The organism is Gammaproteobacteria bacterium, assembly GCA_022340215.1.
GTDB lineage: Bacteria > Pseudomonadota > Gammaproteobacteria > JAJDOJ01 > JAJDOJ01 > JAJDOJ01.
Window position 1 is genome coordinate 20,304 of the sequence record JAJDOJ010000148.1, and the last position, 12,827, is coordinate 33,130.

12 protein-coding genes are annotated in these 12,827 nt (G+C 63.2%); 6 read left to right on the top strand and 6 right to left on the bottom strand.

Features of this window, described 5'->3' with window-relative positions:
• Positions 1-47: 47 nt before the first annotated feature.
• Both LJE91_10620 and LJE91_10625 read left to right on the top strand, forming a co-directional pair.
• Positions 48-512, top strand: a complete 465-nt coding sequence (locus LJE91_10620; protein ID MCG6869145.1) for a peroxiredoxin — start codon at positions 48-50, stop codon at positions 510-512.
• 29 nt (positions 513-541) lie between these two features.
• Positions 542-1,189: an SRPBCC family protein gene (locus LJE91_10625; GenBank protein ID MCG6869146.1), complete on the top strand. Its 648-nt coding sequence runs from the start codon at positions 542-544 to the stop codon at positions 1,187-1,189.
• Here LJE91_10625 and LJE91_10630 read toward each other — a convergent pair.
• The 4 genes from LJE91_10630 to LJE91_10645 all read right to left on the bottom strand — a co-directional run bounded on the left by LJE91_10630 (position 1,171) and on the right by LJE91_10645 (position 6,143).
• Positions 1,171-2,403 (bottom strand): hypothetical protein, encoded by a 1,233-nt coding sequence (locus tag LJE91_10630; GenBank protein MCG6869147.1) that lies wholly within the window; start codon positions 2,401-2,403, stop codon positions 1,171-1,173. The two genes, LJE91_10625 and LJE91_10630, sit on opposite strands and share 19 nt — an antisense overlap.
• 128 nt (positions 2,404-2,531) lie before the next feature.
• Positions 2,532-2,867, bottom strand: a complete 336-nt coding sequence (locus tag LJE91_10635; GenBank protein MCG6869148.1) for a metalloregulator ArsR/SmtB family transcription factor — start codon at positions 2,865-2,867, stop codon at positions 2,532-2,534.
• 47 nt (positions 2,868-2,914) lie between these two features.
• Complete coding sequence (locus LJE91_10640; GenBank protein MCG6869149.1) at positions 2,915-3,811, bottom strand: response regulator; 897 nt, start codon at positions 3,809-3,811, stop codon at positions 2,915-2,917.
• Positions 3,795-6,143 carry a hypothetical protein gene (locus LJE91_10645; GenBank protein MCG6869150.1) on the bottom strand — a complete coding sequence of 783 codons (2,349 nt, stop codon included), beginning with the start codon at positions 6,141-6,143 and terminating at the stop codon, positions 3,795-3,797. The genes LJE91_10640 and LJE91_10645 overlap by 17 nt, the downstream gene beginning before the upstream one ends.
• Before the next feature lie 177 nt (positions 6,144-6,320).
• Here LJE91_10645 and LJE91_10650 point away from each other — a divergent pair, with 177 nt between their 5' ends.
• On the top strand, positions 6,321-7,955 hold the full coding sequence (locus tag LJE91_10650; protein ID MCG6869151.1) for an alpha-D-glucose phosphate-specific phosphoglucomutase: 1,635 nt from the start codon (positions 6,321-6,323) through the stop codon (positions 7,953-7,955).
• 52 nt (positions 7,956-8,007) lie between these two features.
• Here LJE91_10650 and LJE91_10655 read toward each other — a convergent pair whose 3' ends face one another.
• Complete coding sequence (locus LJE91_10655) at positions 8,008-8,334, bottom strand: hypothetical protein (protein ID MCG6869152.1); 327 nt, start codon at positions 8,332-8,334, stop codon at positions 8,008-8,010.
• Between the two features lie 126 nt (positions 8,335-8,460).
• On the opposite strand from LJE91_10655, the gene LJE91_10660 reads away from it, so the two are divergent.
• From LJE91_10660 to LJE91_10670, 3 genes are read left to right on the top strand one after another with little or no spacing between them, the layout of a single operon-like run.
• Positions 8,461-9,315 carry a glycosyltransferase gene (locus LJE91_10660; GenBank protein MCG6869153.1) on the top strand — a complete coding sequence of 285 codons (855 nt, stop codon included), beginning with the start codon at positions 8,461-8,463 and terminating at the stop codon, positions 9,313-9,315.
• A complete protein-coding gene (locus LJE91_10665) occupies positions 9,312-10,133 on the top strand; it encodes a hypothetical protein (protein MCG6869154.1) in 822 nt (273 codons plus the stop codon). Before LJE91_10660 ends, LJE91_10665 begins: the two co-directional genes overlap by 4 nt.
• On the top strand, positions 10,130-11,128 hold the full coding sequence (locus tag LJE91_10670) for a DNA photolyase (GenBank protein ID MCG6869155.1): 999 nt from the start codon (positions 10,130-10,132) through the stop codon (positions 11,126-11,128). Before LJE91_10665 ends, LJE91_10670 begins: the two co-directional genes overlap by 4 nt.
• Positions 11,129-11,418: 290 nt before the next feature.
• Here LJE91_10670 and LJE91_10675 read toward each other — a convergent pair whose 3' ends face one another.
• Positions 11,419-12,282 carry a phosphoribosylaminoimidazolesuccinocarboxamide synthase gene (locus LJE91_10675; protein ID MCG6869156.1) on the bottom strand — a complete coding sequence of 288 codons (864 nt, stop codon included), beginning with the start codon at positions 12,280-12,282 and terminating at the stop codon, positions 11,419-11,421.
• Positions 12,283-12,827 lie beyond the last annotated feature (545 nt).

A 12,827-nucleotide genomic window follows, 5' to 3' on the forward strand; every position in this document is an offset into this window, starting at 1 on the left:
CATGATTCCGCGCTGAACCACAATGATCGCAAGGGAGGATGTGCACCATGGAGATTGGCCAGCAGGCACCTGACTTCTCGTTACCCGACTCCGATATGACCAAGGTAAGCCTTGGCGATTACCGGGACAGAAACAATGTCGTACTCTTCTTCTATCCCAGGGACGACACCTCGGGCTGCACGATCGAGGCGCTGGAGTTCACCGATCTCCAGGACGAGTTCGATTCCCTGGATACCGTAGTGCTCGGGGTGAGCAAGGACAACTGCATGAGCCACGCGACCTTTCGGGACAAGCACGGGCTGTCGGTCCGCCTTCTGGCCGACGTCGAAGGCGAGGTCTGCGACGCCTATGGCGTATGGCGGGAGAGCAAGCGGGGCGACAAATCGGCCATGGGAATCATTCGCTCCACGTTCATCATCGACCGGGAAGGCAAGCTGCGAGAGGCGATGTTCAACGTGCCCCACAAGGGACATGCGCAGGACGTCCTGGACCGGATACGCGGACTGGACTGAAACACGTTCGGCAGGGCACGGTTGCCATCGTGGAGCCGTCACCCGCAGGGGTGCGGGGCACCTCGAAACCAGCCGTGCGTGTCGTCGCGGCCCTTCTCGGATATGTCGTTCTCTTTGCCGCCGCCCCTGCATCGGGCGGAGAGATCGAATCGGTCCGCGTCTGGCGTGACGGCGGGCGTTACCTGTCCTCGATTCGGGCAGGCATTGACGCACCGCCCGCAGCGGTCTTCGCGGCAATGACCGACTACGGCCATCTCGCCCGGCTCAATCCGGCGGTGCGTAAGAGCCGGATCGTCGCGAGCTGGTCCGAACATCACCATCGCGTCTACACCGAGACCCGGCTCTGCGTGTTGTGGTTCTGCGCGACACTCGGACAGACCCAGGACATGATTGGGCGCCCCGTCGACTCGCTGGAAGCGACCCTGGTGCCGCACACCGGCCACTTCAGCGAGGGTCACGCGCGATGGCGGTTCGAAGCGGGGTCGCCGGGTACGACCCGCCTGCGTTTCGACTCAGAGCTCGTGCCGGCCTTCTGGATGCCACCCGGCCTGGACGTCTGGATGCTGAGGCACATGATGGTCAGAGAAGCGGAACGCACGATTGAGGGACTGGAGACCGTGTATCGCAGCGAAGTCGCAGCAGAACCCGGAACCGCGGCTCAGCCGAAGAACCAGTAACCCACCGCGATCGCGGTCGCGATGCCCGCGGCATCCGCCAGCAGGCCGCAGGTCACGGCGTGCCGGACGTTGCGGATCCCGACACTGCCGAAATAGACGGCCAGCACGTAGAAGGTCGTTTCCGTGCTCCCCTGTACGATCGCCGCGAGGGTCGCCGGAAACGAATCGACGCCGTGCGCATTCATCGTCTCCAGCATCATGGCCCGCGCCCCACTGCCGCTCAGGGGTTTCATCAGCGCGGTCGGCAGGGCGTCGACGAAACCCGTGTCCGCGCCTAAGGCCGAGACGGCCGCCGCCAGCATGGCGATGGCTGCGTCCATCGCCCCACTTGCCCGGAAGACGCCGATGGCGACCAGCATGGCGACGAGATAGGGAATCAGGCCGACGGCAACATCGAATCCCTGTCGCGCCCCCTCGATAAACCGATCGTAGACCCCCACCCGCTGCCACGCGCCGGCGCCGATGAACGCGATGACGACGCAGAACAGCACCAGATTACCGATCAGCCCGGAGGTGGCGGACAGTTCCTCCGGGGTCAGTTGTGCCAGCCAGGTCAGCAACCCCGCCATGATCAGCGTGAACCCGCCGGCGTAGGCGAGGACAACGGGGTCCCGCACGTGCAGCCTCTGGAACCAGGCGACCGACAGCAGACCGGTAAGCGTGGATGCGGAGGTGGCCAGCAGGATCGGCACGAACACCGCGGTCGGATCCGCTGATCCCTGCTGCGCGCGATACAGAAAGATGGTCACCGGCAGCAGGGTCACCGACGAGGTGTTGAGGACGAGGAAGAGGATCTGCGCGTCGGTGGCCGTCTCCTTGCACGCATTGAGTTCCTGCAGGTCCTGCATGGCCTTCAGGCCCATCGGAGTCGCGGCATTGTCGAGCCCGAGCAGGTTGGCGGCCAGGTTCATCGTCACCGACCCCTGCGCGGCATGGCCCGCGGGCACCCCGGGCATGAGTCGGCGGAAGAACGGATCGAGCAGCCGGGCGAATACCGCAATCAGTCCCGCCTTTTCCGCAATTCGGAACAACCCCATCCAAAGGCAGAGTACACCGATCAGGCCGATCGAGATCTCCACGGCCAGGGAGGCCATCTCGTAAGTGGCGTCGACCATCAGCGAGAACACGTCTCCGGAACCGACCCACAACCACTGATAGAGCGCGGCCACTGCCGCGACGAAGAAGAAACCGGCCCAGATCAGCGAGAGTGCCATGCGCGAAACTCAGCGAGGGTTGGGAGTCGCACCGGGGTGCATGGCGTCAACAGCCCCCTTGGGATGCGTTCGTTCCGAATCTCCACAGTTCGAACCCGGGCAAGGGGAATTGCTGGAGATCTGCTGGACTAATCCTCAGGAGGCGGGTCCTGCAGGTTCGCGGGACAAAGCACGTTGCGCATGTTACCGATCAGCATCAGGAGCTGTTCGTTCCGGATGCGGTAGTAGACCCGGTTGGCCTCCTTCCGCGACTCGAGGATGTGCTTGTTCTTCAACTGGTCCAGGTGCTGAGAGATGTTGCTCTGCGTGGTCCCCGTCTTCTCGACGATCTCCCCGACGGACATCTCCTGATCCTCGAGTGTGCACAAAATTCTCCACCTCAGGGGATGGGCCATCGCCTTGAGCGCATTTGCGGTCAAAGCGGCGCCGGCGTCGGTCGGGTCCGGCGGCGGTAGCTCGGTCATCTTTGATCTCCGGCAGATTGTTACCCAATTCGGTCAATGCGATTCGGTCATCGCGGCTTGGCTGCCTCGGCGGGCAGTTCCTCATTCTCTCGCACGTACCCGGACATGTCCTTGGCGATGCAGATGATATCGGTAATGGCGCCGCCGGGGTCCTTCATGGCGGTGCGGGTGAGCTGGATCGGCACCCTGCATCCGTCACTGGCGATGAACCGCGCGTCGATACTGGTCAGGACGCCGCTTCGCACCAGGGCCTCCAGCCATGTCCCCATGAAGGCGCCAGCCTGGGTGTCCTCGTCCTCCTCGAAGACGTCCCCGATGGCCATCCCAAGAAGTTCATCGACCTCGTACTCGAGCATGCGACAGGCGGCCGGGTTCACGGACTTGATGACGCCGTCGGGGGTCAGGACGAGCAGCGCCTCGCCCATGGTGGTGATGATGTTCTCAAGATACTGGCGGGCCTGGTTGAGCTCCTCGGTGCGTCTGGCGACCTGCTCCTCGAGGATCTGGTTCAGTCGCCGCTCCTTGTCGATCAGCCTGAAATAGGTACTGATCTTGTTGATGAGCAGATTGTCGTCGATCGGTTTGAGCAGGTAGTCGACCGCGCCGACCGAATAACCCTTGCGCTGGAACTCGTGTGTCTTGAAGGCGGCCGTGAGAAAGATAACGGGAATGTCGCGGGTCTTCTTGCGGACCTTGAGCATCGTCGCCGTCTGGAAGCCATCCATCTCCGGCATCTGCACGTCCAGAATGACCAGATCGATTCCCGGTGTCGACAGCGCCATCTCGATCGCCTCCTTGCCGGAACTCGCCTCGAGGACCTCGGCATCGACATGCTTGGCAATCAGCGACTTGAGCGCGAACAGGTTATTCGCGTTGTCGTCCACCAGCAGCAGCTTGAATTCCGCATACCGGCCGTCTTTTACGGTGCTATCCGTTGTCGGCATCCCCTGGACCAACCAGTTTCTCCAGCGCGTTTAGAAGCAGCTTTTCATCGAAGGGGTCGGACAGCCACGCGTCCACGCCCGCCCCGCCTTGCGGGGCTTCCGCGTTCTGCGTTTCACCGTAGACGACAACCGGAATATCCTCCATCCCCGGCAGGACACGAACGGCCTTGACGGTGTCGCGTTCGTCTGTGTCCATTATATCCACCAGCACGGCGCAAAAGGTATCGCCCCCGGCGATGGCTTCGGCGGCCTCCTCGACGTCCGCCGCCGCGGTCACACGAAACCCCGACCTTTCCAGTATCGTCACGAGTCGCATCAGCCTGTCCATGTCCCGTTCGATGACCAGCAGACCGGCGTCGGCGTATTTTTCTGCGCGTTGTCTTTCCGGGACTTCAGGCGAACGGGTGTCGGCCTCCCTCTCGACCCATTCCACTTCGGGATCCGTGTTCTGCTCACGATCGATGGCAAGCGGTAAAACCAGCGAAAATGTCGATCCCCTTCCCTCTTCGCTTTGCAGTTCGATCGCACCGTTCAACATTCTGGCAAACTCCCGACTGATCGCGAGCCCCAATCCGGTCCCACCGTAGCGGCGACGGATCGAGCCATCCACCTGTTCGAAAGGCTCGAATACGATGCCCTGTTTCTCCTCGGAAATGCCGATACCTGAATCGCTGACGCTGATTCGCAGCGGGCGCTGGCCCGAAGCGTCGTCGCGATTCAACGAGAACCTGACCGTGACACCTCCCTCGCGCGTGAACTTGAAGGCGTTGGAGAGAAAATTGCGCAGTATCTGGCTGATCTTCTCGACATCGCTGTACACCTCCCGAGGGGCATCTGGCTCCAGGATGAAATCCAGGTCCAGTCCCTTATCCCTGAATTGCGGCGCGAAAAGATTCTGCAAGGCGTCCAGCAGGGCGTCCAGCGGGACCTGGGCCAGGTGCACCACACTCTTTCGGGCCTCGATGCGGGAGAGGTCCAGGATGTTGTCGATCATCGCGATGAGATCGCCGCCGGCGGTGTGGATGACGCGGGCCTGGCGAACCTGCTCTTCCGAAAGCGCCGGGTCCTGCGATTCGCTCAACAACTTCGAGAGCAGGAGGATCGAATTGAGCGGCGTGCGCAGCTCGTGGCTCACGTTGGCAAGGAATTCGGACTTGTAGCGATTGCTCTCCTCGAGTTCGCGCGCGTGCGCCTTCAGTGCCTCGTTGTTTTCCGCATGGGTGCTGGCGAGGCGGGTTAGCGCGTCGCCCAGCGTGCGGATCTCCTGCGCGCCCTTCCAGCGGAACGTCACCGGACGGTTTTCGGACAGCACCTGCTCGAGCCCTCTGATCATCTGCCCGCTCATCCGCTCCAGGCGCCCCGCTATTCCGCGGGCGATCAACGCGATGGCAATCACCAGCACCCCCATGATGATGCCGACGCGCAGGGTGATCTCCCGCCCGATGCGGTCGATGGGCGAAATGTCGACAGAGCGCCCGACCCAGAGCGGTTCGCCCTCGGCGGTCGCGAACAGCGGGATCCAGATGACGTGCCGCGACGACCCTCCCTTCCACAACGCCATCGTCCGGTTTGCGAAAATGGCTTCCAGTCCCGGGAAGTGCGCAAAGGCATCGTTTCCCGCGCCGTCGCGCAGACTGTCTCCCAGATACTCGCCCCCGGCGCGAACCCAGTAAGTATTTCGGTAGATACGCGCAAGGCCGCCGATATCGACCTGTATGACCACCGCGCCCAGCGGGGCGGTCCCATAGTTCAGTTCCGGTGTCGGGAACACGGGGCTGATCATGCTCAGGGTCATCAGGCGGGTCGGATCGTGCGCGCTGGCCTCGTCGTTGATCATGATGGGGCTGGGCAGGACCCCCCCGGGTCGCAAGCCGAGCCCTTTCTCGAGATAGTTTGCGTCGGGCGGTTCCGGTAGCTCGCTCACGGGTTTCAGGTCGTGCGTCGATGGATCTCGATCCAGCCAGAATTCCGGCTTGCCGTCTGCATCGACGAAAAGGATCTGGACGATATCGACCTGGTCGGCGAGCAGCCGGTTGATCCACTCGGTATAGCGTTCCCTGGCCGCCTCGAGCGACGTGCGGTCGGTCGCGTCGTCCGCGCTCCTGAACAGCCCCGGTTCCGGCAGCTTGGCCAGCAGGCGGACCATCTCCCGGCGTGTGGCTAGGTGCTGGTCCAGATCCAGGAAATCCGCCCGCAGGCTCTGCAGATAGACCGTCTGGTACAGGAACCGAACCTGGTCGAACACCAGCGGCAGATTGAGCGCGAGCGCCAGGATCAACGGCGTGAAACCGAAGAGAAACAGGACGGCCAGGATCTGGGTGCGCAGTTTCATGGAAGGCAGCTTGCGACAGGTCTGAAAGAGTATAGCCGCATGCCTCCCGGGTCCGGGCGGGGCCCCTGTCCGCGACGTTTTGCTGTCCGTCGCCCTTGCATCGTCACCCGGGAAACCCCACGATATCGGTACGCGACCTCGCAGGGATTCGCTCACCGACACTGGGAGACTTTCCGGATGAATACCATCGACATCGAGACCCGGCCCTTCCCGGACCAGAAGCCAGGAACGTCTGGCCTGCGAAAACGGGTTTCCGTGTTCCGCCAACCCCACTATCTGGAAAACTTCGTTCAGTCCATCTTCAACACCATCGGCGGCCTCGGTGGCAAGACACTCGTTCTCGGCGGCGACGGGCGCTACCACAATCTCGCCGCGATCCGGACCATCCTGAGGATGGCGGCAGCCAGCGGTGCAGAGCGGGTCATCGTGGGCCGCGACGGACTGCTGTCGACACCCGCGGCATCCTGCGTGATCCGCTCACGGCAAACCGACGGCGGCATCATCCTCTCGGCCAGCCACAACCCCGGCGGCGAGCAGGGGGACTTCGGTATCAAGTTCAATGCCGCCAACGGCGGACCGGCGCCGGAGTCGCTGACCGAGCGCATCTACCGCGAGTCGCGGCAGATCACCCGCTACCGCACGCTGGATGCCGGTGAGGTGGATCTCTCGAGCGACGACGAGCACGAGCTGAACGGGACGCGCATCGAGGTCATCGACCCCGTGGACGACTATGCGCGCCAGATGGAGGGACTGTTCGATTTCAACCTGATTCACCAGATGTTCAACTCGGGACCCTTCCGGATGCGCTTTGACGCGATGAATGCCGTCACGGGCCCCTACGCGACGCGGATACTGGAACAGATGCTCGGTGCCGAACCCGGCACGGTCATGAATGGCGTACCACTGGAGGACTTCGGCGGACTGCACCCGGACCCCAATCTGGTATACGCCAAGGAACTCGTCGAGATCCTGTACTCGTCGGATGGACCGGACTTCGGCGCCGCTGCCGACGGGGACGGCGACCGGAACATGATCCTCGGCAAGCGGTTCTTCGTCACCCCGAGCGACAGCCTCGCGGTCATGGCCGCGAACGCCCATCTGCTCCCGGGCTACCGCATGGGCGTTCGCGGCATCGCACGCTCCATGCCCACCAGCAGCGCCGCCGACCGGGTTGCCGAGGCGCTGGGTGTGGAGTGCTACGAGACACCTACTGGCTGGAAGTTCTTCGGCAACCTGCTCGACGAGGGGCGCATCACCCTGTGCGGTGAAGAAAGCTTCGGAACCGGGTCCGACCACGTTCGGGAAAAGGACGGACTCTGGGCGGTGCTGTTCTGGCTGAACATGCTAGCCGCGAGGCGCGAACCCGTAGATGCCATCGTACGCAAGCACTGGCGCCAGTTCGGTCGCAACTACTATTCGCGTCACGACTACGAAGGCCTGCCTGCGGATGCAGCGGAATCTCTGATAGAGGCTCTGCGGGGCAAACTCCCCGGCTTACGCGGACAACGCATCGCCGGGCGGATCGCCAAAACGGCGGACGACTTCGAGTACACCGATCCGGTCGACGGCAGCGTGACGTCCCATCAGGGCATTCGTCTCATCTTCGAGGACGGGGCGCGGATCGTGTACCGGCTGTCCGGCACGGGGACCGAAGGCGCCACGCTCAGGGTCTACATCGAGAGCTTCGAGGCCGATCCCGATCTGCACGACCTTGAGACGCAGACCGCCCTGATCGACCTGATCGAGGTAGCCGGTGAGATCGGGGGCATCCGTCACTACACGGGGCGTGACAAACCGACGGTCATTACCTGAAAGGGAGCCGGGTTCAGGGGCCATCCCGCACAAGGGATCACCGCCGCACGAATCAATGCGTGTCGGCGAGTTCGAGGAAATAGCCGCTCCAGGAGAGCAGCAGAACTGCAACGAGGATGAGATCCAGGACCGTGATGCCGTTGAGACGCCGCCGCACGGTGGGTTCGGCCTCCACCATCCAGACGCGGGCCATCAGCAGGTCGAGCAGCACCCCCATGAACACGATCGGCACGATGACCGGCGCGATCAGTGTCGGGATGATCTCCCAGCCCTGGTACACGATCTCTCCGCCCGCCAGTGGCGACAGTGCCGCCAGGATAAGGACCAGTACCGCCAGCATCAGGCGCAATACGCCGAAGCGTTCCATCAGTATACTCACGAAGCGTTTCCCTCGAATCACGTCCCTGCCGAAAGATCGGGAATGCCGACCGGCGCAGGTGCTCGGCGTATTATACATACTGCCCGCCAGATCCAATGACGCGCGGCGGGATGTGGAGCCTCGGGGATGATCGGACCCGCCGGCGTCTCGGTGGTCATCCCCACTCGCGACCGCGCATACTGCCTGGGACGCGCGCTGGAATCGGTTCTGGACCAGACGGTGCCGCCCGGCGAGATCGTCGTCGTCGACGACGGGTCGGAGGACGATACCCGCACCCTGGTGAACGGGTTTCCCGGGATACGCTACCTGCGGCAGGCCACCGGCGGGGTCAGTTCGGCGCGCAACCGCGGGATTCGTGAGGCTCGAGGCAGATGGCTCGCGTTCCTCGACTCGGACGACGCCTGGCGTCCCGAGAAGCTGGCCCGCCAGTGTGACGCCCTGTCGGCCCGCAGCGATTTCCTCGTCTGCCACACCGATGAGGTGTGGATTCGCCGGGGCCGGCGCGTCAATCCGATGCGCAAACACGCCAAGCACGGTGGCCGGATCTTTGACAAGTGCCTGCCCCGTTGCGTGGTCTCGCCCTCCGCCGCGATGATTCATCGCCGCGTGTTCGATACGGTAGGGACCTTCGATGAAGACCTCCCGGCCTGCGAGGACTACGACCTATGGCTGCGGATCTGCGCCCGCTTCCCGGTTCTCTATATCGAAGACAGGCTGATCACGAAGTATGGCGGTCACGACGACCAGTTGTCCCGGCGCTACCGGGCCATGGACCGGTTCCGCCTGCGCGCGCTCGAAAAGCTGCTCGAGACGGGGGATCTCTGTGATGCGGATGCGGCGGCGGCCCGCGACACCCTGCTCGAAAAAACCGATATCCTCATCCGGGGCGCGCGAAAACACGGCAATCTCGATCTGCTGGCCCGCTGCGAGAGACTGCAATCGCGCTTCGCGCCCCCATTCGGCGGTTTTACGAGCGCATGATTCACATCGTCACCGCCCTGCATGCCGAGGCCCGCCCCCTGATCGACCGATTCGATCTGCGGGCCAGACAGGGTACCCTCCCCTTCCCGGTGTTCGAGGGAGAAGCGACGATTCTGGTGGTCTGCGGTGTCGGCAAGGTCCAGGCCGCGGCCGCGGCCGGATGGGTCGGGGGCGCTGCGACGTCGCCGGGGACCACCACGTGGCTCAACGTCGGGGTATGCGGGCACGCATCGCTCCCGCCCGGAACCAGTCGTGTCGCCCATCGAATCGAGGATGCGACCTCGGGGCGGCGCTGGTATCCGCCCCAGATCACGAAGCCCCCCTGCACCAGCGCGTCGCTGCGGACCGTGGATCGGCAGGAGACGGGCTATTCCTCGCAGGACATCTACGACAGGGAGGCCGCGGGTTTCTACCCCGTCGCCCTGCGCTTCGTCAGTGCGGAACTCGCGCAATGCATCAAGATCGTCTCCGACAATACCGGCAACGATCCGTCGCGGGTCACACCCGCGCTCGCCGAGTCACTGGTATCGGATGCCATGCCCATCGTCTCGCGGTTCGTGGAGCAACTGCACGAACTCGCCTCGGAGCTCGACCGCATTCATGCGGAGCCGCCGGAGACCGAGGCGTTCCTGTCGAAATGGCGCTTCACGGTGACGCAGCGACACCAGCTGCTGTGGCTGCTGCGGCAGTGGCGGGCGCTGCAACCGGACCGTCCCCTGGATCCCGGGGAGTTCCCGGCACGTACCACCGCGAAGGCGCTGCTCCAGGCGTTGCGCGCGCGGACAACCCGGTGCCACCCCGGGGGAGAGAAAGATTGACCCGCCACATCTATGTCGAGAATGCGGTCGCCGATCACCCCACGGCGCTGGGGATACTGAAACGCTTTCCCCGCGCAACTGTTGTCCCGTGTGACAGGTACACGGAGGTCTTCAACCCGCGGTCGCAGAACTTTCGCCTGCAGAAACGTCGCCCCGCGACGATCCTGGCAAGAAAACACGATGGCCTCGTGCTTGAAGCGCCGGACGGTTATCGCATCGGCGAAGGCCCCGGTTACTACTTCTCGCACATGTTGAACTGCGTCTATGACTGCCGTTACTGCTTCCTTCAGGGGATGTATCGCTCGGCGCACCAGGTGGTCTTCGTCAACTACGAGGATTTCACGCGGGAACTGTCCGCGACGATCTCGCGCCATCGCGGCCAGCCGGTCTGGTTCTTTTCCGGGTACGACTGCGACAGCCTCGCCTGGGAGCCGGTGACCCGGTTCGTGGCGCATTTCCTGCCGTTCCTCGAACGGCACCCGTCGGCTCACCTGGAGATCCGCACCAAGAGCACCCAGGTCCGCAGCCTGCTCTGCCGCCGACCGCTCGAGAACGTGGTCGTGGCCTTCAGCCTCTCGCCGGGGAAAGTGGCAGCATCTCTGGAACACAGGACGCCCTCGCCGGAGGCCCGCATCGACGCCATGGCACGCGTCCAGGCCGCGGGCTGGCCAACCGGCCTGCGACTCGACCCGCTGATCCTCCACGACGGTTACCGGGGGGGTTACCGTGCCCTGTTGAAGGCGCTGTTCGCGCGGGTCGACGCCCGGACCCTGCACTCTGTCAGCCTCGGCCCCTTCCGGCTGCCGCGCACCTATTTCCGAAACCTGCGCTCGCTCTACCCGGACGAACCGCTGTTCGCCGGGCCCCTGGTCGAGCGCGGTGGCATGGTGTCCTATGGCGAGGACGCCGAGACGGCGATGCGCCGGGTCTGTCTCGAGGAACTGGGGCAATACGTGCCCGAGGAGCGCATCTTTCCCTGCACCTGGGGCGGCTAACGAAATTCCGAACAAACGCTCGTGCCAGACTCGGCCCTAGCCCTGACCGCAGCCGCCGCGGCACATCCACAGGATAAACCCGACCAGTACCACCGAACTTGCTATACCGACAACCGTTAGACAGTCAAAACACATACTTACATCCTCTGCCTGGTCGAGCGGCGGCCTCCAGCCGACACCCACCGAGCGTAAAGTTTAATATTAAGTATATTCTACTATTCTTATATTACACCACTATGAATACCGTTTCCTTTTTTCGACGGCTTGTTCGCGCATCGTTCCGGGTCTCCTCAGGCGGTAAGCAGAGTGAGCGCCTGGCGGTATTTCTCTCCGGTCTTCTTCACGATGACGTCAGGCAGCGCCGGAGCGGGCGGTCGCTTGTCCCAGTCCAGCGTTTCCAGGTAGTCGCGGACGAATTGCTTGTCGAAGCTCGGGGGACTGGTCCCCGGACGGTAGCTCTCCGCTGGCCAGAATCGCGAGGAGTCCGGGGTCAGCACCTCGTCGATCAGCACCACCTCGCCATCGGCGTCCAGGCCGAACTCGAATTTGGTGTCGGCGATGATGATGCCCCGGCCCAGGGCGTAGTCGGCAGCCCGCCGGTAGATCTCCAGGCTCAGCTCCCGAATCCGCCCGGCCGTTGCCGCCCCCACGATTGCCGCTGCCCGGTCGAAATCGATATTGACATCGTGGTCCCCCACCTCCGCCTTGGTCGACGGGGTAAACAGCGGCTCAGGGAGCCTGTCCGCCTGTCGCAACCCCCTGGGGAGCCGGATACCACACAGGCTTCCATTGCGCTGGTAGTCCTTCCAGCCGGAGCCGATGAGATAGCCACGCACGATGGCTTCCACGGGCAGGGACTTCAGCCGACGCGCGATGACACTTCGCGGCGCAAGGAAGCACCGCAGTTCGGGGTCGCCGATTACCGAGTCGAGCGGGATTTCGCACAGGTGATTCGGTACCAGGTCGCGCATCCTGGCGAACCAGAAATTCGAGATCTCCGTCAGGACCTCACCTTTACCCGGGATCGGGGTCGGCAGGATCACGTCGAATGCGGAGATCCGGTCCGATGTGACGATCAGCATATGTTCGTCATCCACCTCGAACAGGTCCCGGACCTTACCTCGGTATAGCTGTTTGAGGTGATCGATTTCCATCAGACACTCGCCGGGGCGGGTTCAGTTGGTTTTGGCCGCAAAGATCCCGTGACGGCGCCGGGACCCGGTACAAAGTTTACATGGATCATTCGAACCGGGCAGCGGACCCTGGCCGGACAAGACCCGGAGAACCGACTAAAACGACACCGGCTCCCGGGATCGCAGGTCAACGCCCGCAAACGGAAAAAGACGGAACCTGCGCAACAGTTCCCCCGTACATGTTATTGAGAAAGCAACAGAAACCCGTCATCACTGCTCGGGAGCGCGACTGCCTCCTCCTGGGAAGAAGCATTTTTCCCATGACTAAACAGTAAGTTATTTCCGCCTTCGCCGAGACTAGGCAATTTTGGCACACATGCTGCGTTATTCAGGACATGGACGCATGATCGTTCATCACCCTTGAAAACCGATACGCCACACTCAGGAGACTACGCCATGTTGATGATCAAAGACCTCGCCGAGAGCAAGACCCTGGACCGTGACGCGATGGCCGCCGTTGCCGGCGGTACCAGCTACAAGTGGCCCGGCTTTCCTTTCAAGTCCGT

What these genes read in the sequence shown, in the direction of transcription:
- LJE91_10650 (MCG6869151.1), top strand. Translation starts at nt 6,321, where the DNA reads ATGAATACCATCGACATCGAGACCCGGCCCTTCCCGGACCAGAAGCCA.
- LJE91_10640 (MCG6869149.1), bottom strand. Translation starts at nt 3,811, where the DNA reads ATGCCGACAACGGATAGCACCGTAAAAGACGGCCGGTATGCGGAATTC.
- LJE91_10675 (MCG6869156.1), bottom strand. Translation starts at nt 12,282, where the DNA reads ATGGAAATCGATCACCTCAAACAGCTATACCGAGGTAAGGTCCGGGAC.
- LJE91_10620 (MCG6869145.1), top strand. Translation starts at nt 48, where the DNA reads ATGGAGATTGGCCAGCAGGCACCTGACTTCTCGTTACCCGACTCCGAT.
- LJE91_10665 (MCG6869154.1), top strand. Translation starts at nt 9,312, where the DNA reads ATGATTCACATCGTCACCGCCCTGCATGCCGAGGCCCGCCCCCTGATC.
- LJE91_10635 (MCG6869148.1), bottom strand. Translation starts at nt 2,867, where the DNA reads ATGACCGAGCTACCGCCGCCGGACCCGACCGACGCCGGCGCCGCTTTG.
- LJE91_10630 (MCG6869147.1), bottom strand. Translation starts at nt 2,403, where the DNA reads ATGGCACTCTCGCTGATCTGGGCCGGTTTCTTCTTCGTCGCGGCAGTG.
- LJE91_10660 (MCG6869153.1), top strand. Translation starts at nt 8,461, where the DNA reads ATGATCGGACCCGCCGGCGTCTCGGTGGTCATCCCCACTCGCGACCGC.
- LJE91_10645 (MCG6869150.1), bottom strand. Translation starts at nt 6,143, where the DNA reads ATGAAACTGCGCACCCAGATCCTGGCCGTCCTGTTTCTCTTCGGTTTC.